Source organism: Lachnoanaerobaculum saburreum DSM 3986 (genome assembly GCF_000185385.1).
GTDB lineage: Bacteria > Bacillota > Clostridia > Lachnospirales > Lachnospiraceae > Lachnoanaerobaculum > Lachnoanaerobaculum saburreum.
This window is the reverse complement of record NZ_GL622296.1, coordinates 1,663,249-1,664,353: the sequence shown is the minus strand read 5'-3', so window position 1 is coordinate 1,664,353 and position 1,105 is coordinate 1,663,249. Positions and strand designations below refer to the sequence as shown.

Genomic DNA, 1,105 nt, shown 5'->3' with positions numbered 1-1,105 from the left:
ACTCAATTTTTTATAATATTCTAATATCTGAATTTTTGAGAGTACTCCTAGATTTAAAATTGCTGTTTTAAACAGATTTTATTCAAAACAGTGCTATATTTTTACTTTAATATCCTTGTTTTTATAGCAATACTTATAATTACTCGTTTTATATAATAAATCAAAAAAGTCCGTCGCTGATTGTATACAATCATGACACCCTGAAAAGCCATATTTTAAGCCATTCTTAAAAATAGATTGACAGACTTTTTTGCCTGTAATACAATGGTGTTGGATCGAAACAAGAGTTTTTACCTATCACAACGGCTTAAATGCAGTTGTAAGTACCTTACCTATAAGGAATGGAAACCCAACATCATTACTTTCTACTATACCCTTTATAGATGAGCGCTCACCTGTAAGTACCTTACCTATAAGGAATGGAAACTCAGTCTCAACTAATAACTGTCGTATTCTAAACAGTAAATCGTAAGTACCTTACCTATAAGGAATGGAAACTTTTCCTTCTTCAGTATCTCGAAGATCTGCAGATTGCTCTGTAAGTACCTTACCTATAAGGAATGGAAACTAACCTACCCAACCCATTGGCAGTCCATCAACATCTTTGTAAGTACCTTACCTATAAGGAATGGAAACTAAACTTTTTGACTGCAAAATTAACCGTAGTATTAACATTTGTAAGTACCTTACCTATAAGGAATGGAAACGATCACCAATAGGAATGTAAAAGCTACTGCCTTTGCTTTCTGTGTAAGTACCTTACCTATAAGGAATGGAAACTCTTCCATTGTAACGGGTTCGCCATCTTTTTCGCACTCTTTAGTAAGTACCTTACCTATAAGGAATGGAAACTCTTCGCCATTTTCTTTGTTCTTCTCCTTTATCTTTGTAAGTACCTTACCTATAAGGAATGGAAACATATCATATATTCTAACTTCTACTACGTTAGATAACCAGTCGGATGTAAGTACCTTACCTATAAGGAATGGAAACTGTAGGAATGTACATATCCTTACCTTTTTTTACTGCATTAACTGTAAGTACCTTACCTATAAGGAATGGAAACACTGCATTTTTCATGAAAAAATCCTCCTTTCATGAAATG

Annotated in this window: 1 CRISPR repeat array. The window is 33.5% G+C overall.

What is annotated here, in order from left to right:
• Positions 1–318: 318 nt before the first annotated feature.
• Positions 319–1,066: direct repeats of the CRISPR family, unit length 31 nt; unit sequence TGTAAGTACCTTACCTATAAGGAATGGAAAC.
• Between the last annotated feature and the right edge of the window lie 39 nt (positions 1,067–1,105).